This window comes from Agromyces larvae (assembly GCF_022811705.1).
GTDB lineage: Bacteria > Actinomycetota > Actinomycetes > Actinomycetales > Microbacteriaceae > Agromyces > Agromyces larvae.
The window spans coordinates 3,494,884-3,517,109 of record NZ_CP094528.1; the positions used below are offsets into that span (position 1 = coordinate 3,494,884).

A 22,226-nucleotide genomic window follows, 5' to 3' on the forward strand; every position below is an offset into this window, starting at 1 on the left:
GCGCTCCTCGACCGGTGGAGGGCGAGTCAGGCGCGCTCGCCGAGCACCGCGTGGCAGCGCTCGAGCCGTGCGAGCCACCACGCGGTGCGGTCGGCGTCGGCCGCCCACCGGTCGAGCAGGGCGGATGACACGTCGACCCGCCGCACGGGCACGGCTCCGTCGACCGGCGAGAGCGGAGCATCCGTGACATCCGCGGCGAGCAGCGACGCGGTGCCGAGCCCGCAGTCGAACTCGAGGTCGCCGATCGCGGCCGCGAGATGCGCGCCCATCGCGAGGCCGACGCTCGTGTCGAGCGCGCTCGACACGTTCACCGGCAGCCCCGCCTCGGCGATGATCGCGAGCGCCCGGCGGATGCCGCCGAGCGGCTGCGCTTTGATCACCAGCAGGTCGGCCGCCCCGGCCGACGCGACCGCGAGGGGATCCGCGGCACGCCGCACGCTCTCGTCGGCGGCGATCGGGATGCCCATGTAGCGGGTGCGTTCGCGGATCTCGGCGAGTTCGGGCACCGTCGCGCACGGCTGCTCGACGTACTCGAGGTCGAAGGCCGCCAGCGCGTGGATCGCGTGCTCCGCCTCGTCGACGTTCCATCCGCCGTTCGCGTCGAGCCGCACCCGGCCCTCGGGCCCGAGCGTCTCGCGCACCGCGCGCACGCGGGCGACGTCCTGCGCGAGCGTCTGATCGGAACCGGCCACCTTCACCTTCGCGGTGCGGCACCCCGGGAACCGGGCCAGCACGGCGGCGACGCTGTCGGGGTCGACGGCGGGCACGGTCGCGTTCACGCGGATCGTGGTGCGCCGCGCGGGCGGCGATGCGTTCCAGCCGAAATCGACGGATGCCTCGAGCCACGTCGCGGCCTCGTCGTCGCCGTACTCGGCGAACGGGCTGAACTCGGTCCACCCCTCGGGCCCCTCGAACACCACCGCCTCGCGGACGTCGATGCCGCGGAACCGGGTCACGAGCGGCAGTGCGACGACGCGGGCGGTGGCGAGTATCTCGGCGAGCGGGGGGAGGGCGGCGGGCGGCGGTGCGATGGCGGGGCTCACCCCGTCATCGTGGCACGCGCCGCCCGCGCCGTCACGGCCCGGTCACGGCTCGGTCACGGCCCATAGCTGTCGACGGGCGCGAAGATGCGGGTCACGCCCTGGGCCGGCGCGTCGATGTAGACGGCGACGGTGAGGGTGCGCGGCGGATCCTGCGCCTCGCCGACGACCACGTCGGGCCCGTGCGCGACGAGGAAGTCGTCGAACTCGGCGATGGTCGCCGGATACGTGGTGCGAACCGCGTTCGTCGACGACCCGATCGCGATGCCTTCGGCGGTGCGCACCTCGACGTCGCCGGTCGCCGGGCCCGACGCGAGCACGTCGAACGCGAGATCGGAGGTCTCGTGCGCCGTGCCGAGCCGGAACCCGCCCCAGCCGTACGTCGTGTACGGCGGGCGCTCGGCGTGGCCCGGGTCATCGCCGACGACGGGTTCCTCGCCGAGCACGGCGGCGAGTCGTTCCACCACCGCGTCGAGCGGATCGTCGTACGCCGCTTCGAGCAGCGCGGTGTCGTCGTCGGCGATGACCGTGAAGCCGTCGGCGGCGACGATGATCGTCGCCGCGTCGGACTCGGGTGGCCGCACACTCGACTGCGTGTCCGGCGCTTGCGACGGCAGGGACACGGCGAAGGGTGCCGCGCAGCCCGCCAGGGCACTGGTGATGCCGGCGGCGACCAGAAGGGTGGTCGCCCGGCGGATGTGTCGGATCATGCGTGGGACGTAACCAGCCCGCCGGAGGAGCCTGCTCAGGGTCAGCCCTGATCCCGGATCCCCCGACCGGTGGAAACTCACCGTCCCCCTGCGGAGGCGGACGGGGACCACGAGGGTCCCCGGGCGGGGGCGTGAGCGCGGAAACTAGGCTGGAGGGCATGGCAGACCAGGTCTCCGAGCTGTTCGATCCGGCCGAGTGGGTGGATGCCCCGGCCGGCGCCGGGTTCACCGACATCACGTACCACCACTCGACCGACGGGCGCATCGCGCGGGTCGCGTTCGACCGGCCCGAGGTGCGCAACGCGTTCCGCCCGCACACGGTCGACGAGCTGTACCGCGCGCTCGAGGACGCGCGCACGAACCCCCGCATCGGCGTGGTGCTGCTCACCGGCAACGGGCCCAGCGCGAAGGACGGCGGCTGGGCGTTCTGCTCGGGCGGCGACCAGCGCATCCGCGGGCGCGACGGGTACAAGTACGAAGCCTCGGTCCCCGAGCCCGTCGAAGGGAGCGCAGCCGTCGCTTCGACGGGCTCAGCGAGCTCAGGGGCCGTCGCTTCGACGGGCTCAGCGAGCTCAGGGGCCGTCGCTTCGACGGGCTCGGCGAGCTCAGGGGCCGTCGCTTCGACGGGCTCAGCGAGCTCAGGGGCCGTCGCTTCGACGGGCTCAGCGAGCTCAGGGGCCGTCGCTTCGACGGGCTCGGCGAGCTCAGGGGCCGTCGCGGACTCGGCGGGGCTCGGCCGCCTGCACATCCTCGAGGTGCAGCGGCTCATCCGCTTCATGCCCAAGGTCGTGATCGCGGTCGTGCCCGGCTGGGCGGCCGGCGGCGGCCATTCGCTGCACGTGGTCTGCGACCTCACGATCGCCAGCCGCGAGCACGGCCGCTTCAAGCAGACCGATGCCGATGTCGGCTCGTTCGACGCGGGCTACGGCAGCGCCTACTTCGCCCGGCAGATCGGCCAGAAGTTCGCGCGCGAGGTGTTCTTCCTCGCCGAGGAGTACTCGGCCGACCGCGCGTACGAGATGGGGGCCGTGAACCGGGTGGTGCCGCACGCCGACCTCGAGCGCGAGGCGATCGCGATGGCCCGAACGATCCTCACCAAGTCGCCGACGGCGATCCGCATGCTGAAGTTCGCGTTCAACGCGGTCGACGACGGCATGGTCGGCCAGCAGGTGTTCGCGGGCGAGGCGACCCGTCTCGCGTACGGCACCGACGAGGCGGTCGAGGGCCGTGACGCGTTCCTCGAGAAGCGCGACCCCGACTGGGGCCCCTACCCGTGGCACTTCTAGGGTGTGTCGCCCGATGCTGACCCGGTGATCCCGCACGGCCGGGCGGTCGGCCTCACAGGTACGAGACTCCCGTGAGTACTGCGGCGATGCTCCAGAGCCGTTGGGCAGCCGCAGGGTCGGCTGCCTCACGTGACGGATGCACCTCCGTGACCTCGCCGCGTCGTTCGCCGGCACCACGTGGTCCGAAGAACTGTCCGCCCCGAACGCCGGGTGCCGTCGCTGCGTGCAGCTGCGGGAGCGCGCCCTGCTCGGTGGGCTGGGTCGCGACCAGCGAGAAGAGCCGCCCCATGGCCTGGCCGATGATGCCCCGCTCCTTCCATGCGTGGTCGATGAAGTTCGAACGGGACAGGCCGGGATGCGCGAGCACGCTGGTGATCGGCGAGTCCGCGGAGCGAAGCCTCCGGTCGAGTTCGAGTCCGAACATGGTGGTCGCGAGCTTGGACGCGCCGTAGGCCCGGACGGGGTTGAACCGGCGCTCGAGCTGCAGGTCGTCGAAGTCGAGGTGCGCTGACCTGTGCGTGATGGAGCTGAGCGACACGACGCGGGGGCTCCGGCCCTTCGAGAGGACGGGCAGCAGGAGCCCGGTCATCGCGAAGTGGCCCAGCATGTTGGTGCCGAGATGGAACTCGTGTCCGTCGACGGTGGTGCGGCGGGTTCCGAGGCTCTGGGCGCCGGCGTTGTTGATCAGCAGGTCGACGCGCTCGTGCTCACCGGCGATCCGGGCGGCGAAGTCCCGCACGGAGGCGACGGAGGCCAGGTCGACGCGTCGCACCGTGATCGCGGATCCGGGAGCGGTGGAGCGGATCGAGCGCGCGGCTTGCTCACCTGCGGCCGGATTCCGCACGGCGAGGACGACCTGCGCCCCGTGCCGGGCGAGCTCGGTCGCGGTCACCAGCCCCAGGCCGGAGTTCGCGCCGGTCACGATCGCGGTGCGGCCGGTCTGGTCGGGGATGGCGGGGGCATTCGAGGCGGTCATGGCGACTCACGCTAAGCCGTCCTCCACCGATCGGGGGCGTCCGGCCGATCCTCGGTTGCGCAAGACCACCCTGAACGGCGCGCGCGGGAGCAGAATCGACGCATGGGATCCGATGTCTCCTCTGCTCGCCTGCTGGGAGCGTTCCTGCGCTCCCGGCGGGAACAGCTCAAACCGGAGGACCTCGGACTCGAGCCCGGACCACGACGCAAGGTCGACGGCCTGCGGCGGGAGGAGGTCGCCGCCCTCGCCGGCCTCAGCGCCGACTACTACCAGCGCCTGGAGCAAGGCAGGAACGTGCGACCCTCCGATGCGATCCTCGACTCGCTCGCCGACGCCCTGGACCTGAACGATGTCGAGCGCCGCCATCTCGTGCAGCTCGCGAGAGAGGCGCGGTCTCCGGCGACACGCGTGCGTCGGGGGCCGGAGCGGGTGCCGAAGAACGCCAAGGCGCTGCTGGAAGCGATCACGCTGCCGGCCCTGGTGGTCAGCCGGCACCTCGACGTGCTCGCCTGGAACCCGCTCGCGGCCGAACTCCTCGGCGACCCCCTCGAACTCCCGCCGAACGAGCGCAACGTGCTGTTCGCCGTGTTCCATGACGAGGCGCGCGTGCGGTTCCCCGACTGCGAGGCGATCGCGCTCGACTACATCGGCATGCTCCGCGCCGCGGTCGCGCACGATCCCGGCCATCCGCGTGGGATCGCGGTCGTGGGGGCGCTGAGCGTGTCCAGCGCCGAGTTCCGCCGCCTCTGGGCGCGCAATGAGGTCCGCGAGACCGTCCACGGCGCGAAGACGGTCCACCACCCCCGGATCGGCGCCATCGGGGTCGAATGGGACGCGTACCCGCTGCTCGGGGCGACCGGTCCGACGATGATCGTGTTCACGCCGCAACCGGGCCACGAGGATCGCATCCGACTCCTCGGCAGCCTCCAGGCGAGCGACGCGACCCGCGACGTCGCAACGAGATCGATGATCCTCATGAACCCGAGTGCTGACCTGCTGAGCCGGTTACGGGGTGAGCGATGAAACCCCTCCTGCCGGTTTCGGCATCGGATGTCCCCGCGCTGACGCGCGCGCTCGCCGCGGCACTCGACGGCGGTGCGGCCGTCTTCCCCGTCGCTGCCGGCGACCTGGTCGCCCCGGCCGCCGAGGTCGACGACGACCTCGCGCTGGTCGTCGAGACGAGCGGGTCGACGGATGCCCCGAAGCGCGTGCTGCTCACCGCCGACGCGCTGACGGCGAGCGCTGACGCCACGCACGACGTCCTCGGCGGCATCGGGCGCTGGCTGCTCGCCCTGCCCGGCCACTACATCGCGGGCGCCCAGGTGATCGTGCGCAGCCTGCTCGCGGGATCCGAGCCGGTGTCGCTCGGCGCCGGGGGGTTCGATCCACGCGCATTCGCCGAGGCATCCGTCTCGTTCGACCCGACGATCCCGCGCTACACCTCGCTGGTGCCCGTGCAACTCGCCCGCGTGGTGGACGCCGCTGAACGCGACCGGTTCATCGCGGCCGCACTCGGATCGTTCGACGCGGTGCTCCTCGGCGGACAGGCCGCCCCCGCGGAGCTCATCGCCCGCGCCGAGACACTCGGGGCGCGGGTCGTGCGCACCTACGGCTCGAGCGAGACGGCGGGCGGGTGCGTGTACGACGGGGTGCCGCTGCCGGGCGCGCGCATCCGCATCGTCGACGAGGAGGTGCAGCTCACGGGGCCGATGCTCGCGGCGGGCTACCTCCGCGATCCCGAGCGCACGGCGCGCGCGTTCGAGACGGATGCCACGGGCACCCGCTGGTACCGCACCGGCGATCTCGGCGCGTTCGACGCCGACGGGCGGCTGCGCATCCGCGGCCGCGCCGACGACGTCATCATCTCGGGCGGCGTGAAAGTCGCGCTCGGCGAGGTCGAACGCGCGGTGCGCGCGCTGCCCGGCCTCGGCGACGCGGTGGTGGTGCCGGTCGCCGACCCCGAGTGGGGCGAGCGGGCCGCCGTCGTGAGCGGCGGAGCATCCGTCTCGCTCGATGCGCTCGCCGAGGCGACGGATGCCGCGGGGCTGCACCCGGCGGCCCGGCCGGTGCGCTTCGAGGTGCTCGACCCGCTGCCGATGCTCGCCTCGGGCAAACCCGACCGGCGCGCGATCAGAGCATCCATAGCCCCGCTTCGTTAACATGTGCGGGTGGCACGCCCGAACTCCAAGACGAACACCCCCGCTGCGTCCGGCGCGCGCGCGAAGTCGCGCACGTACGGCCGATCCGGAAACCCCGCCCGCGCTGCCGTGACGGGTCCGGTCGCCGCCGCGCCCGGCCGCGTCACCTGGCGCGACTGGGTCGCCGGCGCCCGGCTGCGCACCCTGCCGCTCGCGATCTCGCCGGTCGCGCTCGGCACGGGCGCCGGTGCCGTCGCGGTCGTCGACGGCGCGTGGCATCCGACCCGCTTCGCCCTCGCCCTCGTGGTCGCGCTCGCGCTGCAGATCGGCGTGAACTACGCGAACGACTACTCCGACGGCATCCGCGGCACCGACGCGCACCGGGTCGGGCCCGCCCGCCTGACCGGGTCGGGGCGCGTGAACCCCAAGCACGTGCTCGCCGTCGCGCTCGCGTTCTTCGCCGTCGCGGCGGTCGCCGGCCTCGCGCTCACGATCATCACGCAGCAGTGGTGGCTGCTCGCGGTCGGCGCGGTCGCGATCGTCGCCGCGTGGTTCTACACGGGCGGCAAACGGCCGTACGGCTACTTCGGCCTCGGCGAACTGTTCGTGTTCGTGTTCTTCGGGCTGGTGGCCACCGCGGGGTCCGCCTTCGTGCAGGCGCTGTGGGTGAACCTCGAGGCGTGGCTAGGCGGCGTGGGCCTCGGGCTCATCGCGTGCGCGGTGCTGATGGCCAACAACCTGCGGGATGTCACGCAGGATCGCGCGGCGGGCAAGCGCACGCTCGCGGTGCTGGTGGGGCCGGTCGCCGGGCGGGTGCTGTTCTGCCTGTTCCTGCTGCTGCCGTTCGTGATCGTGGTGTTCTGGTCGCTGCTCTACCCGACCGCGGTGCTCGTGCTGTTCGCGCTGCTCGCGGCGATCCCGGCGTGCCTCATCGTGGCGATGGGGCGCACGCCGCGCGACCTGATCATCGCGCTGCAACTGGCGAGCGTCACGTCGCTCGTCTACGGCATCGGGCTCGGGCTGGTGTTCGCGCTGTAACCGCGCGGAGACACCGGCGAGGGGTCGGCTACTCGGCCTCGGGCTCGCGCGACGCGGGCCGCGCAGCGGGGTCGGATGCGGCGCGGTCGGATGACTCGCCCGGCGCCGTGTCGTCGATCGCGGCGTCCTCGACCTCGTCGTCGACCGACTTCACCGGCTGCTCGCGGTGGCGCGCCGCGTACAGGTCGCTCGACATCGCATCGCGCGCCCGGCGCAGGAACACCAGGGACGCCGCGAGCCCGAACAGTGCCGCGACGGCCACCGCGATCCACCAGTCGACCCCGGCGGCCAGCAGCACGGCCAGCGGCACGGCGAACAGGGCCACGCGCAGCACGGTGTACCAGATCCAGACGGGCACGGATTTCACCCCGTCAGTCTAGGCAGGCCGTGCCTGAGCATCCGCCGCGCGTGGAGCACAGCGGCTCGGGCCCGTCAACTCCCAGCCGGTCGTGACCGCCGCGTGCCTATACTCAGGGCATGCTCCGCGTCTGGTTCGGACTTGCCGTCGCCGCGGCCGTGTTCATGGTGTACTCGGTCGTCGATTGCGCGCTGTTCGATCGCACCCGGATCCGCGGGGTCGCTCGGGGCTGGTGGATCCTCATCATCGTGTTCGTCCCCGTGATCGGCGGCATCCTGTGGTTCTGGATCGGCCGCGGCCCCGCCGCCCGCGTCGGCGGCCACCGCGGCGGCCCGATCGCCCCCGATGACGACCCCGACTTCCTGCGCCGACTCGAGCGCGACGCCGCGCAGGACGAGCGCATCCGCCGGCTCGAGCAGGAGCTCGCCGAACTCGACGACGATGCATCCGGCCCGCGCGACGATCCCGGCGGCCGGCACGATCCGCGGCCGCACCGCGATCCCGGCACCGACGGCGCCGCCGGGGAGACGGGTCCGAACGGTCGGCCGAATGCCTGAGGCGGGCGCCCCCGAGGGGCGGCCCGCACCCTTCAGCCCGGCGAGCCGGTACGCGTCCGCGCTGCTCGCCGAGTTCGTGCGCGGCGGCGTGACCGACATCGTCGTGGCCCCCGGGTCGCGGTCGCAGGCGCTCGCGCTCGCCGCCGCCGACCTCGAGGCCGAGGGGCGGGTGCGCCTCCACGTGCGCATCGACGAGCGCGGTGCCGGGTTCCTCGCCCTCGGGCTGGCGCTCGAGTCGGGGCGGCCCGCGGTCGTGGTGACCACGAGCGGCACCGCGGTGGCGAACCTGCACCCGGCCGTCCTGGAGGCGCATCACACGGGCGTGCCGCTCATCGCGCTCACCGCCGATCGCCCCGACGAGCTGCGTCGCATCCGTTCGAACCAGACCACCGTGCAGCCGGGGATCTTCGGCGAGGCGGTGCGGCTCGACCGCGACGTCGCCGCACCGGTCGGCGCGCCCGAGGAACCCGAGCGGGCCGCCGCGCTCGCGCGTCGGGTGCTCGCGGCCGCATACGGCACCGACGATCTCGGCGTGGCGATCTCGCACCCGGGGCCCGGCCCGGTGCACCTCAACCTGCAGTTGCGCGAACCGCTGTCTGGTGCGGTCGGCGACGAGGCGGATGCCGCCGAGCCCGCCGACCGAGACCGGGATGCCGCGGCGTCCGACCGGCCGGCGGCGACGCTCGCCGCGCAGCCGGTCGACGTACCCGACGGGCCGCGTGCCGGCGGAGCATCCGATCGCCCCGATCCCGTGGGCAACCCGATCGAACCCGGCCCGCTGACCGTCGTGGTCGCCGGAGCCGGCGCCGGCGAGCGGGCCGAGACGTTCGCCCGCGAGGGCGGGTGGCCGTTGCTGGCCGAGGTGTCCAGCGGCGCCCGATTCGGGCCGAACCTCGTCGTGGCCGCGCGCGAGCTGCTGCGCGAGCCCGGCTTCGGCGACCGCGTCGAACGGGTCGTCGTGTTCGGCCACCCCACCCTGACGCGCGAGGTGCCCGAACTCATCCGCCGCGACGGAGTCGAGACCATCGTGGTCGCCCCGAGCGGCATCGAGTGGTTCAATCCGGGCCACCGGGTGCGCCGGTTCGAGCGGGCCGTGCACGCGGCATCCCACGAACCGACCGCCGAAGACCGCAGCTGGCTGCGCCGCTGGGTGCACGCGAGCCGGGCGCTGATCGACGCCCTCGACGAACCCGACCCCGCCGACTCGCTCGAGAGCGGCGTCGACGAGACGGGGCACGTCACCGACTTCGCCGCGCAGCGCGCGTACCTGAAGGCGCAGCTCGACCGCATGCACGCGCCGGTGACGCGCCGCATGCTGGTCGAGGCCGTCTGGTCGGCGACCTGGCCGCACGATCGGCTGCTGTTCGGAGCATCCCGGTTGATCCGCGACGCCGACCGCACCGTGCCCGGGCGGCGCATCAGGGTGCACGCGAACCGCGGTCTCAGCGGCATCGACGGCACCGTCGCGACCGCGATCGGCATCGCGATCGCGAGCCAGCAGGCGGTGCCGCGACCGGGCGCCGGTCGCGATGCGCTCGGGCGCACCGACGGCGCGGGCGAACCGGATGCTCCGCCGCCCGCCGCGGCGGGGATCACGCGTGCCGTGATCGGCGACCTGACCCTGCTGCACGACGTCGGCTCGCTGCTGCTCGCGCCCGGGGAGGTGCGACCGCGCCTGCAGCTCATCGTGGGCAACGACGGCGGCGGCACGATCTTCGACGCGCTCGAAGTCGCCGGGAGCGCCGCACCCGACCGGTTCGACCGCGTGCAGTACACGCCGCAGACGGTCGACCTCGCCGCGCTCGCCGCCGCCTACGGGTGGGAGCACCGCCGCGCGGCGACCCGCAGCGAGCTCGCCGAGGCGCTGGGCACGGCGGTGACCGGCCCGAGCCTGCTCGAAGTGCCGCTCGCGCGCTGACGTCGGCGCGCTGCGCCGCCCGCGCCCGCTTCCCGCCCCGCGCAATCGCGCATCGCGCATTCCCCAATCGGGCCGCAGGCGACAGGATGGGAGCACGCGACGAGGGAGGGCGTTCCATGGGCAGGGAGTCGTACTGGAAGCAGGACCCGGGCGAACTGCTGCGGGCACGACCCGGGATACGCCTCACCGAGGTCGATCCCGACTCGCACCCCGGCATCCACGGCTCGAAGTCCGACGGGCAGGAGGAGCTGGTCGAGGGCGCCGAGATCCTCGCCGACCTGCAGGAGCTGCTGTTCGCGAACAGCCGGCTCGGCGACCGCCGGCGCATCCTGCTCGTGCTGCAGGCGATGGACAGCGCCGGCAAAGGCGGCATCGTCAAGCACGTCATGAGCGCCGTCGACCCGGCGGGCGTGCAGCTCACCTCGTTCAAGAAACCCACCGAGGAGGAGCTCGGCCATGACTTCCTGTGGCGCATCAGCAAGGCCGCGCCCGGTCCGGGCATGATCGGCGTGTTCGACCGCTCGCACTACGAGGACGTGCTGATCGGGCGCGTGCGCGAGCTCGCCCCGCCCGAGGAGATCCAGCGCCGCTACGAGGCGATCAACGAGTTCGAGCGCGGCCTGGTCGCCGGCGGCGCGACCATCATCAAGGTGATGCTGCACATCTCGCGCGACGAGCAGCGCGAACGGCTCGGCGATCGGCTCGACCGGGCCGACAAGCACTGGAAGTTCAACCCCGGCGACATCGACGAGCGCGAGCTGTGGGACGACTACCAGCGTGCCTACGAGGCCGTGTTCGAGCGCACCTCGACGCCCGAGGCGCCGTGGTACATCGTGCCCGCGAACCGCAAGTGGTACGCCCGGCTCGCCGTGCAGCACCTGCTCATCGACGCGCTCGAGCGCATGGAGCTCGAGTGGCCGAAGGCCGACTACGACGTCGAGGAGCAGAAGCGGCGGCTCGCGGCGAGCTGAGGTTCAGCCGCCGAACGCCTCGACGATGGGGCGGAACTTCATCACCGTCTCGGCGAGCTCGTCGGCGGGGACCGAGTCGTGCACGATGCCGCAGCCCGCGTACGCGGTGACGGTGCCGTCGGCGTCGACCTGCGCGCACCGCAGCGCGATCGCCCACTCGCCGTCGCCGTCGCCGTCGACCCAGCCGACCGGCCCGGCGTAGCGGCCGCGGTCGAACCCCTCGAGCTCGTCGATGACGTGCAGCGCCGTCGTGCGCGGGGTGCCGGCCACGGCCGCGGTCGGATGCACCGCCCGCACGAGGTCGAGCGAGCTGGACCCGTCGCCGAGCGTGCCCTTCAGGTCGGTCGCGAGATGCCACAGGTTCGGCAGTTGCAGGGTGAACGGCTCGGGGCTCGCGTCGAGCCGGGCGGTGTGCGGTTCGAGCCGCTGCACGGCGCTCGCGACGGCGAGGGCGTGCTCGTCGAGGTCCTTCGCCGAGGCGAGCAGGGTCGCGGCGCGTTCGCGATCGGATGCCTCGCCGGCGCCCCGCGCGATCGTGCCCGCCAGCACGCGCGACGAGACCTGCCCGTGGTCGACGCGGACGAGCGTTTCGGGGCTCGCGCCGATGAGCCCGTCGACGGCGAAGACCCAGGTATCGGGGTAGTCCTCGGCGAGCCGGTTGATCGTGGCGCGCAGGCCGTCGTCCTCGTGCAGTTCGCCGACGAGCTGGCGGGCGAGCACGACCTTCTGCAGGTCGCCGGCGTCGATGCGGCGCACCGCGTCGGCGACCGCGCGCTCGTATCCGGCCGGGGTCACCGAACCCGGTGCGAACGCGACCCGCGGCACACGCCGGCGGGGCGCGGGCTCGGGCAGCACGGGCGTCGCGGATGCCTCGTCGCCCGAGGCATCCGCCGCATCGATGTCGCCCGTGGCGAGCGCGATGCGGGTGACCCAGGCGCGGCCGTCGCGGCGGCCGAGCACGAGCTCGGGCACGATGAGCGCGCTCGGCGCGGCCGACGCGTCGGCGAACGCGAACGCGCCGAACGCGACCAGGCCCGTGCCGGGCAGCCCGACCCGGTCGTCGACATCGGCGTCGGCGGCCAGCGCACGCCACGCCGCAGCCGCGTCGTCGATGCGGTCGGCGCCCGACGACTCGATGCGCAGCACCTCGCCGAGCCCGACGATGCCCTCGCCGCGTCGCAACCAGACGAGAGGGTTGCGCGGGTCGGTGCGGGGGATGAGCGGTTCGGTCTCGTCGACCGCGATGGTGCGCACCGTCAGGCGGGGGTGGTTCACCGTCCCAGCCTATGACGACCGCCGAGCGCCGGGGCCGGCGGGGGTTCGCTGCCCGTTCTGCCCCCTGCTCGGGGGATGGCGGGCGGTCGGGCGACCGCGTAGCTTTGCCGAGTCGGCATTACCCGTTACCCGAATCTGCCGCATCCCAACGGAGGACGCCGTGTTCCCGAGACTGTTCGCTGCCCTCGCCGTCGTGTGCGCGACGCTGCTCGCCGCACCGGCGGCGGCGAATGCCGAGGACTACGTCCCCGGTGCACCCGAAGATCCGACGCTCGCCGGATCCACCGTCTCGCCCGCGTGCGAGGCCGACGTGCCGTGGATCCAGTTCCGGGTGGTGCTGACCGACCCCGAGTCGCTGAGCACGTCGCGCGACGCGACGCTGGTGCTCAGCGACGGGTCGAACACGCACACCGTCCCGCTCGGCACCATCGGCCCGTCCGGTGTGCTGGAGGGCCGGGTGCTCTGGCCGGGCGCCTCGGTCGGTCCCGACGGCCGAGGCGACGGCTGGCCCGGGTGGGCCTTCGTCGGCGGCGAGTGGGTCGAGACCGACGGCAACTTCGCCTGGACGCGCGGCTCCATCGACGCCCGCATCGAGGTCAACCCGTCGATCCCCGTCGCGCTCAGCTACCCGCCCGCGACGCCGCAGTGCCTCACCGATCCGCCTCGCGAATCCACGCCGGCCGGCACCACCGCCACCGGCATCGCGTCGACCGGGTTCGACGGGCCGATGTGGGCCGGCGTCGGCATCGGCGCGGCCGGGCTGATCGCGCTCGGCGTGATCGGGGTCGTGCTCGCGCGGCGTCGACGCGTCCGCGAGTGACCCGGGTCGCATGACCGAGGCGAACGACCCGCACTCGCGCCGTTCGCGTCTGCGTCCGCTGCTGTGGTGGGCGTGCGGCGTGCTCGGCGTGCTCGTCGTCGCCGCGGTCGCCGCGGCCGCGTGGATCGGCGTGCGCGGGATGGCCGCGAAAGCGGAGCTCGAGGCCGCGGCGCCCGTGGTGGAGCGCATCGTCGATGTCGCCAAGGCCGACCCCGGAGAGCTCGCGGATTCGGTCGACGAACTCGCCGGGCACACGGGGCGCGCGGTCGAGCTCACGGGCGACCCCGTCTGGCGCCTCGCCGAGTCCGCGCCCTGGGTCGGCGACGACCTCGCCGCCGTGCGGACGCTCGCGGAAGTGGCCGACCGGCTCGCCGAGCACGTCGCACGCCCGCTCGGCAGCGTCGCCGGCGAGCTGTCGGGCGATGGACTGCGGATCCGCGACGGCCGGTTCGACCCCGAGCCGCTCGCGGCGCTCGGCACCGTCGCGTCCGGGGTCGCCGGCGAGATCGCCGACGCCGCCGACGCGGTGCAGGCGATCGAACCCAGCGGGCTCATCGGCCCGGTCGCCACGGCGCGGCAGCGGCTCTCCGACATGCTCGAACAGGTGCGCCCGTACGCGGACGCCGTCTCGACCGCGGCGCCCCTCATCGGACCCATGCTCGGCCTCGACGGCCCCCGCGACTACCTCGTGCTGATCCTGAACAATGCGGAACTCCGGGCGACCGGCGGGATTCCCGGGGCGCTCGCGGTCGTCCACGTGGAGGGCGGCACGATGGACCTCGCGCCGATCCGCTCCAACGGAGACGTCCCTGCACTGGACGCGCCCATCCTGCCGCTCGGCGAAGGCACCGAGCAGCTGTTCGGTTCGCTGCCGGGCCGGTTCGTGCAGGACGTCACCATGACGCCCGACTTCGACGAGACGGCCCGGCTGGCGCGCGCGTTCTGGGCCGCGGCGACCGGAGTCGAGGTCGATGGCGTGATCGCCGTCGACCCGGGGGTGCTCTCCGCGTTCCTCCGCGCCGTCGGGCCGGTCGAGGCCGACGGTCTCACGCTCACCTCCGACGACGTCGTGCGCCAGCTGCTCGTCGACTCGTATCTGCGCATCGACGATCAGGGCGAGCTCGACGCGTTCTTCGCCGATGTCGGGCACGCGGTGTTCGCGGCGGTCACCTCGGGCGGGCACGACCCCCGCTCGCTGGTGGACGCGGCCGTCTCATCGGCACAGGACGGGCGCGTCTCGATCTGGAGCGCCCACGCCGACGAGCAGGCCGTGCTCGCCGGCACCGCCCTGGGCGGCCCGCTCGCCGCGCTCGACGCGGCCGGGCCCGACTCGTACGGGGTGTACCTGAACGACGCGACCGGCGGCAAGTTCGACCCGTTCCTCGACCTCGCGGTCGACGCCGGCACGGTCGAATGCCGGGCCGACGGCCGGCAGGAGGTCGTCGTGCGCGTGACCGCGACGAGCACCGCCCCGAACGACGCATGGCAGAGCCTGCCCCGCTACGTCACCGCCGGGCGGCCCCAGGGCTACGGCGTCGACGTCGGCGTGCTGGCGGTCGACGTGGCCGTCTACGGCGCACCCGGCTCGTACCAGGGCTCGGTGCTGGTCGACGGCGAGCGGGTGCCCGCCGTCACGACGACCGACAGCGGGCGGCCCGTCGCCTACACCCGCGTCCAGATGCTGCCCGGGCGCACCTCCGTGCTCGAGGTGCGGTACGTGGCATCCGAGCCGGGCGCGGTGCAGCCCGTCGTGCGGCACACGCCGACCGTCAACCCGGTCGCGGTCGGCACCTGGGCGCCGGCCTGCGAGGGCCCGTGAGCCTCCCCGCGGGGCCCGCCGCCTAAGCTGGACGCATGCGTGCAGACCTCGGCAAGGACCCGTCGCAGGTGTCGGCCATGTTCGACGGGGTCGCGGCCCGCTACGACCTGACGAACAACGTGCTCTCGGTCGGCAACGCCCCGCTCTGGCGGGTCGCCACGACCCGTGCGGTCGACCCGAAGCCCGGCGAGAAGATCCTCGACGTCGCGGCCGGCACCGGCACGTCGAGTGCGAGTCTCGCGCGCAGCGGGGCATCCGTCGTCGCCGCCGACTTCTCGCCCGGCATGATCGAGGTCGGGCGGCGCCGGCAGGCGCACGTGCCGAACCTGGTGTTCGTCGAGGCCGACGCGACCGACCTGCCGTTCGGCGACGACGAGTTCGACGCGGTGACCATCTCGTTCGGGCTGCGCAACGTCAACGATCCGCAGCACGCGCTGCGCGAGTTCCTGCGCGTGACCAAGCCCGGCGGCCGGCTCGTGGTGTGCGAGTTCTCGCACCCGCAGGCCTCGCTCGTGCGCACCGGGTACGACGTCTACCAGCGCTGGATCATGCCCTCGCTGGTGCGCCTCACGAGTTCGAACGACACCGCGTACGAGTACCTGAACGAGTCGATCGGGGCGTGGCCCGACCAGCCGGCCCTCGCGGCGCGGCTCCGCGCGGCGGGCTGGGACGAGGTGGCCTACCGCAACCTGACCGGCGGCATCGTCGCGCTCCACCGCGGGCGCAAGCCCGGCCCGCCGCCGGTCGAGTAGCGCGACGCGCCGGCCCCCGAAGGGACCGCACCGGCGTGCGAGACGCTCGCCGGCGCGCGCCCCCCGACCAGCGGGGCGACCTCGCACACCCGCGGAGCATCCGTGCAGGAATCCTGCCGATAGGCTGGCAGGGTGAAACCGAGCGTCCCCGCGGTGCGCCGCGGCTCCTCGCTCGCGGCCAACCTGGGCCTCAGCGAGCGGGTCTTCGCCTCGGCGGCAGACCGCGCGATGGCCAGGGCCATCGACGACGGACTCGACCGTGTCGAGGCCGGTCTCGTCGACGAGGTCGCGTTCGCCGATCCGATCGCCGGGGCATCCGCCCGTTACCTGCTCGAAGCGGGTGGCAAGCGGGTGCGCCCGATGCTGACGCTGCTCACCGCGCAGCTCGGCGACGGCGTCACCGACGAGGTCGTGACCGCCGCCCAGGCGATCGAGATCACGCACCTCGGCAGCCTCTACCACGACGACGTCATGGACGATTCCGATCGTCGTCGCGGGGTGCCGAGCGCGCAGACGGTGTGGGGCAACTCGGTCGCGATCCTCACCGGCGACCTGCTGTTCGCGCGCGCGAGCCAGCTCATGGCCCGACTCGGCGAGGGGGCCATCCGGTTGCAGGCCGGCACCTTCGAACGACTCGTGCTCGGCCAGCTGCACGAGACGATCGGGCCGCAGCCGGGCGACGACCCCATCGCGCACTACCTCGGCGTGCTCGCCGACAAGACCGGGTCGCTGATCGCCGCCGCCGCCCAGGCCGGCATCATCTTCTCGGGCGCCGATCGCGCGTACGAGCAGCCGATCGTCGACTTCGGGGAGCGCATCGGCATCGCGTTCCAGCTCATCGACGACGTCATCGACCTGTCGCCGCAGCCCGAGCAGACCGGCAAGGTGCCCGGCACCGACCTGCGCGCGGGGGTCGTCACCCTGCCGCTGCTGCGGTTGCGCGAGCTCGCGAAGACGGATGCCTCGGCCGCCGACCTGCTGGCGCGCATCGAACGCGACGTGCTGCCGGCCGATCCGCTCACCGCCGTCGACCCGTTGGACACGAACACCCTCGCGTCGCGCGTGGTGCCGTCGAAGGAGACGATCGACGCGGTCGTCGCCGAACTGCGCGACCACGAAGCGACCCGTGCCACGCTCGCCGAGGCGCACCGCTGGGCCCGGGACGCGGTCGATGCGCTCGCGCCGCTGCCCGACGGCTCCGTGAAGAAGGCGCTCACGCGCTTCGCCGACACCATCGTGGAGAGATCGAACTAGTGACGAGGAACAAGCTCCGACTGGCCATCGTGGGCGCGGGCCCCGCCGGCATCTACGCCGCCGACCTCCTGCTGAAGGCGGAGCGCAACTTCGACGTGTCGATCGACCTGTTCGACCACCTGCCGGCGCCGTACGGTCTGGTCCGGTACGGCGTCGCGCCCGACCATCCGCGCATCAAGGGCATCATCTCGGCGTTGCGCGAGGTGCTCGACCGGGGCGACATCCGCATCTTCGGCAACGTGCGGTTCGGCACCGACCTCACGCTCGACGATCTGAAGCGCCACTACAACGCCGTCATCTTCGCGACCGGCGCCGTACGCGACGCCGACCTGCACATCCCCGGCGTCGAGCTCGAGGGCTCGTACGGCGCGGCCGAGTTCGTGAGCTGGTTCGACGGGCACCCCGACGTGCCGCGCACCTGGCCGCTCGACGCGAAAGAGGTGGCGGTCATCGGCAACGGCAACGTCGCGCTCGACGTGTCGCGCATTCTCGCCAAGCACGCCGAAGACCTGATGGTCACCGAGATCCCCGACAACGTCGCCGAGATCCTGAAGGCGTCGCCCGTGACCGACGTGCACGTGTTCGGCCGTCGCGGACCCACGTCGGTGAAGTTCACACCGCTCGAACTGCGCGAGCTCGGCGAACTGCGCGACGTCGACATGATCGTCTCCGACGAGGACTTCGACTACGACGACGCCGCACGCGCGGCCGTGTCGGGCAACAAGCAGGTCTTCGTCATCGACAAGGTGCTGCAGCAGTGGCGGCAGCGATCGGTGGGCGAGGCGTCGCGCCGGCTGCACCTGCACTTCTTCGCCAAGCCGCTCGAGATCGTCGACGACGGCACCGGTCGGGTCGGCGCCATCCGGTACGAGCGCACCGCGCCCGACGGCGAAGGCGGCGTCGTCGGCACGGGCGAGATCCGCGAGCTGCCCGTGCAGGCGGTGTACCGTGCGGTCGGGTACTTCGGGTCGCCGCTGCCGGGGGTGCCGTTCGACGAGAAGTTCGGCGTCATCCCGAACCACGAGGGCCAGGTGATGGTGCACGACCCCGAGACGGGCGACGCCCGCCAGGTCTACGGCGTGTACTGCACGGGGTGGATCAAGCGCGGCCCGGTGGGGCTCATCGGGCACACGAAGTCCGACGCGATGGAGACCGTGCGCCACCTCATCAACGACCTCGGCAACTGGTGGAACCCCGAGTCGCCCGACGAGGAGTCGATCGTCGAACTGCTCGACGAGCGGGGCATCCGCTGGACCGACCTCGACGGCTGGCACCGCCTCGACGAGCACGAGCTCGCCCTCGGCGCGGCCGACGGGCGCCTTCGCGTCAAGGTCGTCCCGCGTGACGAGATGGTCGACATCTCGCGCGACGAAGCCTAGGGTTCCCGGCACCGACCGCTCGCGCGCGTCGGAGCATCCGCGGGTCTGTGCATCGGCGGGTCTGTGCATCGGCGGGTCTGTGCATCGGCGACCGGCCGCGAGCGGCGCAGGCGCTACAGTCTCGTCATGCCGCTCACCACATCCGCCTCGGTGCTCATCGCGGGCGTGCTCGGCGGCGTCGTCGGCTGGTGGCCGCTCTCCGCGTGGATCGAACGGCAACTGCGCGACGACCGGATGCAGCGACGCACGATCCGGGTCGTCGCCTCGCTCACCACCGCCATCGTCTGGGGCGTCGTGGCGTGGCGATTCGCCGACGCGGCCGGGCTGGCGGTGCTGCCGGCGATCCTCGCGTTCACGGCCGCGTCGACCGTGCTGTCGATCGTCGACCTCGTCGAGCACCGGCTGCCGAATCCCGTGGTCGGCGCGACGCTCGCGATCGTCGGCGGGCTGCTCGTGCTCGCGGCGGCCGTGTCGGGGCGCTGGCTGTCGCTCGCCTGGGCGGCCGCGGGGCTCGGGGCGATGTTCGGCGTGTACCTGCTGCTCGGTCTGCTCGTGCCGAACGCGATGGGCATGGGCGATATGAAGCTCGCCGCCCCGATCGGCATGCTGCTCGGATGGTTCGGGCTCACGACGTGGGTCGTCGGGCTGGTCGCGGCGTTCCTCGTCGGCGGCGTGATCGCGATCGCCGCGCTCGCGCTGCGGCGCGTGTCGTGGCGCGGGTCCATCCCGTTCGGGCCGGCGATGCTCGCCGGTGCGCTCGTGAGCCTGCTCGTCACGGCGGGCTGACGGAGCATCCGGCCGCCTCGCCCTAGGGTGGGGAGCGGGGGAGGGGATGTGACCGCACCGACTGAGTCGACCGGACCGGCGTCGCGGTCGGCGCTGCCGCCGTCGGCGCTGCCGCCGTCGGCGATGGCGGGGTCGGCGCTGCCGAAGTGGGAACCCGATGTCCTCGGGTCGGGGTTCGAGCGGCTCGAGCTGCCGCTCGGCGACGACGACGAAGGCGCGGTCGTCGCCACCCTCGTGCGACACCGACGCGGGTGGGCCGATCGGATCGGCGGACTCCTCGGCCGCGGTGCCGCAGCCGGAGCCGACGTGCTCTACGTGCACGGATGGAGCGACTACTTCTTCAACCCCGAGCTCGCGCAGTACTGGTCGTCCGCGGGGGCACGGTTCTTCGCGCTCGACCTGCGCAAGTACGGCCGCAGTCTGCGCGAGTGGCAGACACCCGGATACGTCACCGATCTCGCGACGTACGACGCCGACATCGAGGCGGCGCTGGCAGCCATGGGGCAGGGCGGAGCATCCGGTCGACCGCTGGTGCTGATGGGGCACTCGACCGGCGGCCTCGTGCTGTCGCTCTGGGCCGCGCGCCACCCCGGGCGGGCGTCGGCGCTCGTGCTGAACAGCCCGTGGCTGGAATTCCAGCTCAGCCGGATCGGACGCGAGGCGATCGCACCCGCCATCGTGTTCGGGGCGCGCATCAACCCGATGGGGCCGATGCCGAACGTCGACCTCGGCTTCTACACGCGTTCCGTCGACCGCGCGCAGGGCGGCGAGTGGGAGTACGACCACGCCTGGCGGCCCGACCGCGGATTCAAAGTGCACCCCGCCTGGCTGACCGCGATCCTCGCCGGACACGCGACGATCGCCGCCGGCATCGACGTCGGAGCCCCCGTGCTCACGCTGCTGTCGGCACGATCGATGATCCAGCCCCGATGGGACGAGGGCATGCGCACGAGCGACATCGTGCTCGTCGTCGACGAGATCGCCGCGCGCGCGACCCGCCTTGGGCCGTCGGTGGGCATTGCCCGCATCGACGGCGCCCTGCACGACGTGCTGCTCTCGCGCGAGCCGGCCCGCGCCGCGGCGTACGCCGCCATCACGCACTGGCTGCGCGGCTACGCCCCCCGGGTGCGCGGCCGCTGACGCGGCGCGCGGGCGCCGCCTGCGCGCCGCGGCCTGCGCGCCGCCCGCCCCGCCCCCAACGCAGGCACTGTGTTCAGACGACGGCAGTGTCGGCGGTGCCGTCGTCTGCACACGGTGCCTGGGTTGGGCGCAGCTGGGGGAGGGCAACGGTCTGCTCCTCCACACCGGTTCGACGCGAAGGGTTGTGCACAGCCTGGTGCGCATCGGCTCGACGGCGGCGCGCCGGCCGTCACGCTGTGCCGATGGACGCACTTCCAGTGACACCGCAGGGGCTCATCCGGTACGGAGATGTCGCCGAACTCGGCCTCCGCACTGAGCTGTACTCGGCCGTCGACCGCGGCGACGTGCAGCGGGTTCGTCGTGGAATCTACGCACCGACCCCGCCGGGAACGGGCTCCAGATGGGAGCGCGAAGCGCTGGAGTACCGCACCCGCGTGCTCGCGGCCGCCGAGACGATGCAGGGGGCGACCTTCACGAGCTTCTCGGCGGTCGCGCTCGCGGGGCTGCCCGTCTTCGGTCGCTGGCCCGAGGAGGTGTACGTCCTCTCCCGAGACGGCAGTTCGAGCCGTCGCCGAGGGGTGGTCACGGTCGCCCGCAGGGGCGATGTCGAGCTCGACCTGTGCGACGGCGTGCGGACCACGTCCATCGAGTTCACGCTTATCCAGCTCTGTCGGCAGGCCACGCTCGCTGCGGCGCTCGTCGCGGTCGACGCGGCGCTCAGAGTGCCGCGATTCGGTACGGCCGCGCCGATGACCACGCTCCAACGACTGGTCGAGCTGCACCAGTCGATGCTGCCGTATCACGGAAGCCGCTCGGTCGAGGCGGTGCTCAGCCGGGCGACCGAGCTCGCGGACACACCGCTCGAGACCATCAGCCGCCTTGCGTTCGAGCAGCTGGGGTTCGAAGCTCCCGAACTGCAGCGCGAGTTCTGGTTGTCGGAACTCGGCCAGCGGGCGTATGTCGACTTCTTCTGGCGATCGGTCGATGCCGCCGCTGAAGCCGACGGGCGGGGAAAGTACCGCGGCAGCGGACGCGATGCCGCCGAGGCCGTCATCCGTGAGAAGGATCGCGAGAACGCGATCCGCCGTCGGGTTCGAGCGTTCGACCGCTGGGACTGGGCAGAGACGCTGGCGATCCAGCCGCTCGCCGTCCGCCTGCACGCGATGGGCGTCCAGCGCACGCGTCGGCCGAGGCGGCTCATCCCTCCGCGGCACGAGTCGGCCGTGCGTCGGGGTTGAGCAGGCACGGAGACGGCACCGTGTTCAGTACGTGGCACTGTCGGAGGTGCCTTGGTCTGAAGAACGTGCCTGTAGTGCGGCGGCGCGGCGGGCAGCGCGGCGCACGCGTCGGCCGAAGCGGCTCATCCCTTCGCGGCACGAGTCGGCCGTGCGTCGGGGTTGAGCAGGCACGAAGACGGCACCGTGTTCAGTACGCGGCAGTGTCGACAGTGCCTTGGTCTGAAGAACGTGCCTGTAGTGCGGAGGCGCGGCGCGGCGGCGGCGCCGGCGCTCAGCGGAAGTTGACGAACTGCAGGTCGACGTCGAGGTCGGCGGCCTTCAGCAGGCGGATCGTCTCCTGCAGGTCGTCGCGGCTCTTCGACGACACCCGCAGCTCGTCGCCCTGGATCTGCGACTTCACGCTCTTCGGCGCCTCGTCGCGGATGAGCTTGCCGATCTTCTTCGCGTGCTCCTGGTCGATGCCGTTCTTCAGGCCCACCTCGATGCGGAACTCCTTGCCCGATGGGTACGGCTCGCCCGCGTCGAGCGACTTCAGCGAGATGCCGCGCTTGATGAACTTCGACTGCACCACGTCGAGCACGGCCTTCACGCGCTCTTCGCTCGAGGCCTTCAGCAGGATCTTCTCGCCGCTCCACTCGACTGAGGCGCCGACGCCCTTGAAGTCGTAGCGCTGCTCGATCTCTTTGCGGGCCTGGTTGACCGCGTTGTCGGCCTCCATCTTGTCGACCTTGCTCACGATGTCGAACGTCGAATCTGCCATGCGGGCAAGTC

21 protein-coding genes are annotated in these 22,226 nt (G+C 72.8%); 15 read left to right on the plus strand and 6 right to left on the minus strand.

What is annotated here, in order from left to right:
• Nucleotides 1–26: 26 nt before the first annotated feature.
• A complete protein-coding gene (locus tag MTO99_RS16700; protein WP_243555009.1) occupies nucleotides 27–1,043 on the minus strand; it encodes an o-succinylbenzoate synthase in 1,017 nt (338 codons plus the stop codon).
• A 53-nt stretch (nucleotides 1,044–1,096) separates the two neighbouring features.
• Entirely contained in the window at nucleotides 1,097–1,750 is a 654-nt protein-coding gene (locus MTO99_RS16705) for a hypothetical protein (protein WP_243555011.1), read from the minus strand.
• A 158-nt stretch (nucleotides 1,751–1,908) separates the two neighbouring features.
• On the opposite strand from MTO99_RS16705, the gene MTO99_RS16710 reads away from it, so the two are divergent.
• On the plus strand, nucleotides 1,909–3,036 hold the full coding sequence (locus MTO99_RS16710) for a 1,4-dihydroxy-2-naphthoyl-CoA synthase (RefSeq protein ID WP_243555013.1): 1,128 nt from the start codon (nucleotides 1,909–1,911) through the stop codon (nucleotides 3,034–3,036).
• A 52-nt stretch (nucleotides 3,037–3,088) separates the two neighbouring features.
• Here MTO99_RS16710 and MTO99_RS16715 read toward each other — a convergent pair whose 3' ends face one another.
• Nucleotides 3,089–4,012, minus strand: coding sequence for an oxidoreductase (locus MTO99_RS16715; RefSeq protein WP_243555015.1), 924 nt, complete (start codon nucleotides 4,010–4,012; stop codon nucleotides 3,089–3,091).
• Between the two features lie 102 nt (nucleotides 4,013–4,114).
• Between MTO99_RS16715 and MTO99_RS16720 the strand changes: the two genes are divergently transcribed.
• The 3 genes from MTO99_RS16720 to MTO99_RS16730 are packed head-to-tail and all read left to right on the plus strand — an operon-like array spanning nucleotide 4,115 to nucleotide 7,188.
• Nucleotides 4,115–5,035, plus strand: coding sequence for a helix-turn-helix transcriptional regulator (locus MTO99_RS16720; RefSeq protein WP_243555017.1), 921 nt, complete (start codon nucleotides 4,115–4,117; stop codon nucleotides 5,033–5,035).
• Nucleotides 5,032–6,171 carry an AMP-binding protein gene (locus MTO99_RS16725; RefSeq protein WP_243555019.1) on the plus strand — a complete coding sequence of 380 codons (1,140 nt, stop codon included), beginning with the start codon at nucleotides 5,032–5,034 and terminating at the stop codon, nucleotides 6,169–6,171. The genes MTO99_RS16720 and MTO99_RS16725 overlap by 4 nt, the downstream gene beginning before the upstream one ends.
• A gap of 9 nt (nucleotides 6,172–6,180) precedes the next feature.
• Nucleotides 6,181–7,188, plus strand: coding sequence for a 1,4-dihydroxy-2-naphthoate polyprenyltransferase (locus tag MTO99_RS16730; RefSeq protein ID WP_435520770.1), 1,008 nt, complete (start codon nucleotides 6,181–6,183; stop codon nucleotides 7,186–7,188).
• A 28-nt stretch (nucleotides 7,189–7,216) separates the two neighbouring features.
• Here MTO99_RS16730 and MTO99_RS16735 read toward each other — a convergent pair whose 3' ends face one another.
• Nucleotides 7,217–7,555, minus strand: coding sequence for a DUF4229 domain-containing protein (locus MTO99_RS16735; RefSeq protein WP_243555021.1), 339 nt, complete (start codon nucleotides 7,553–7,555; stop codon nucleotides 7,217–7,219).
• Between the two features lie 110 nt (nucleotides 7,556–7,665).
• Between MTO99_RS16735 and MTO99_RS16740 the strand changes: the two genes are divergently transcribed.
• The 3 genes from MTO99_RS16740 (at nucleotide 7,666) to MTO99_RS16750 (ending at nucleotide 10,992) form a co-directional block, all read left to right on the plus strand.
• Complete coding sequence (locus tag MTO99_RS16740; RefSeq protein ID WP_243555023.1) at nucleotides 7,666–8,103, plus strand: PLD nuclease N-terminal domain-containing protein; 438 nt, start codon at nucleotides 7,666–7,668, stop codon at nucleotides 8,101–8,103.
• Complete coding sequence (gene menD, locus MTO99_RS16745) at nucleotides 8,096–10,021, plus strand: 2-succinyl-5-enolpyruvyl-6-hydroxy-3-cyclohexene-1-carboxylic-acid synthase (protein ID WP_243555025.1); 1,926 nt, start codon at nucleotides 8,096–8,098, stop codon at nucleotides 10,019–10,021. The genes MTO99_RS16740 and menD overlap by 8 nt, the downstream gene beginning before the upstream one ends.
• A 116-nt stretch (nucleotides 10,022–10,137) precedes the next feature.
• Entirely contained in the window at nucleotides 10,138–10,992 is an 855-nt protein-coding gene (locus tag MTO99_RS16750; protein WP_243555027.1) for a polyphosphate kinase 2 family protein, read from the plus strand.
• A 3-nt stretch (nucleotides 10,993–10,995) separates the two neighbouring features.
• Here the strand turns inward: MTO99_RS16750 and MTO99_RS16755 are convergent, their stop codons facing one another.
• Entirely contained in the window at nucleotides 10,996–12,267 is a 1,272-nt protein-coding gene (locus tag MTO99_RS16755; RefSeq protein ID WP_243555028.1) for an isochorismate synthase, read from the minus strand.
• A gap of 160 nt (nucleotides 12,268–12,427) precedes the next feature.
• Here MTO99_RS16755 and MTO99_RS16760 point away from each other — a divergent pair, with 160 nt between their 5' ends.
• From MTO99_RS16760 to MTO99_RS16795, 8 genes are all read left to right on the plus strand, one after another.
• On the plus strand, nucleotides 12,428–13,087 hold the full coding sequence (locus MTO99_RS16760) for a cell wall protein (RefSeq protein ID WP_243555030.1): 660 nt from the start codon (nucleotides 12,428–12,430) through the stop codon (nucleotides 13,085–13,087).
• A 10-nt stretch (nucleotides 13,088–13,097) separates the two neighbouring features.
• Nucleotides 13,098–14,906: a DUF4012 domain-containing protein gene (locus tag MTO99_RS16765; protein ID WP_243555032.1), complete on the plus strand. Its 1,809-nt coding sequence runs from the start codon at nucleotides 13,098–13,100 to the stop codon at nucleotides 14,904–14,906.
• Nucleotides 14,907–14,941: 35 nt separating this feature from the next.
• A complete protein-coding gene (locus tag MTO99_RS16770; RefSeq protein WP_243555033.1) occupies nucleotides 14,942–15,658 on the plus strand; it encodes a demethylmenaquinone methyltransferase in 717 nt (238 codons plus the stop codon).
• Nucleotides 15,659–15,790: 132 nt separating this feature from the next.
• Nucleotides 15,791–16,912 carry a polyprenyl synthetase family protein gene (locus MTO99_RS16775; protein ID WP_243555035.1) on the plus strand — a complete coding sequence of 374 codons (1,122 nt, stop codon included), beginning with the start codon at nucleotides 15,791–15,793 and terminating at the stop codon, nucleotides 16,910–16,912.
• Nucleotides 16,912–18,291, plus strand: a complete 1,380-nt coding sequence (locus MTO99_RS16780; protein WP_243555037.1) for an FAD-dependent oxidoreductase — start codon at nucleotides 16,912–16,914, stop codon at nucleotides 18,289–18,291. The genes MTO99_RS16775 and MTO99_RS16780 overlap by 1 nt, the downstream gene beginning before the upstream one ends.
• Before the next feature lie 126 nt (nucleotides 18,292–18,417).
• Nucleotides 18,418–19,077, plus strand: a complete 660-nt coding sequence (locus MTO99_RS16785) for a prepilin peptidase (RefSeq protein WP_243555039.1) — start codon at nucleotides 18,418–18,420, stop codon at nucleotides 19,075–19,077.
• 123 nt (nucleotides 19,078–19,200) lie between these two features.
• The gene (locus MTO99_RS16790) at nucleotides 19,201–20,217 is read left to right on the plus strand and encodes an alpha/beta hydrolase (protein WP_243559162.1); all 1,017 of its coding nucleotides are present in this window, start codon (nucleotides 19,201–19,203) and stop codon (nucleotides 20,215–20,217) included.
• A 242-nt stretch (nucleotides 20,218–20,459) separates the two neighbouring features.
• The gene (locus MTO99_RS16795; RefSeq protein ID WP_243555040.1) at nucleotides 20,460–21,455 is read left to right on the plus strand and encodes a type IV toxin-antitoxin system AbiEi family antitoxin domain-containing protein; all 996 of its coding nucleotides are present in this window, start codon (nucleotides 20,460–20,462) and stop codon (nucleotides 21,453–21,455) included.
• A 271-nt stretch (nucleotides 21,456–21,726) separates the two neighbouring features.
• Here MTO99_RS16795 and MTO99_RS16800 read toward each other — a convergent pair whose 3' ends face one another.
• Nucleotides 21,727–22,215 (minus strand): YajQ family cyclic di-GMP-binding protein, encoded by a 489-nt coding sequence (locus tag MTO99_RS16800; protein ID WP_243555042.1) that lies wholly within the window; start codon nucleotides 22,213–22,215, stop codon nucleotides 21,727–21,729.
• Between the last annotated feature and the right edge of the window lie 11 nt (nucleotides 22,216–22,226).